Origin of the sequence: Streptomyces boluensis, assembly GCF_009908195.1 — a bacterium.
GTDB classification, from domain to species: domain Bacteria; phylum Actinomycetota; class Actinomycetes; order Streptomycetales; family Streptomycetaceae; genus Streptomyces; species Streptomyces boluensis.
Map to the genome: position 1 here is coordinate 1 of NZ_JAAAHS010000781.1, position 556 is coordinate 556.

Annotated in this window: 1 protein-coding gene; it reads right to left on the bottom strand. The window is 72.5% G+C overall.

What is annotated here, in order from left to right; genetic code table 11:
* The coding region (dprE2, locus tag GUY60_RS38070; protein ID WP_161706057.1) for a decaprenylphospho-beta-D-erythro-pentofuranosid-2-ulose 2-reductase at positions 1 to 556 on the bottom strand (556 nt) is incomplete at both ends.

Consider the following 556-nt stretch of genomic DNA (forward strand, 5'->3'; position numbering starts at 1 on the left):
CCGCAGCCCCACCTCGATCGCCTCAGCCACCGCCTCCGGCGTCGTAGCCAGCGGAGCCTCCTTCAGACCTGCGGTCATCCGGGACCGTACGAACCCGGGCCGTACGACCATCACGTGCACCCCCAACCCGTACAGCGCGTCCCCCAACCCCTGCGCGAACGCGTCGAGTCCGGCCTTGCTGGAGCCGTAGATGAAGTTGGCGCGCCGGGCCCGCTCACCCGCGACCGAGGAGAGCACGACGAGCGAGCCGTGCCCCTGCCGCTTGAGCGCCCCGGCGCAGACGAGCCCGGCGGAGACCGCGCCGGTGTAGTTGGTCTGCGCGACCCGCACCGCGGCCAACGGCTCCTCCTCGTCGCGCAGTTGATCCCCGAGTACGCCGAAGGCGAGCAGCACCATGTCGATGTCGCCCTCGGTGAACAGCTTGCCGAGGGTCTCCTCGTGGCTGTCCGGGTCGAGCGCGTCGAAGGCGTGCGTGTGCACCTCGGCGCCCATGTCGCGCAGCGCGACGGCGGCGGACTCCAGGGCGGGGGTGGGGCGGCCCGCGAGGTGCACGGTG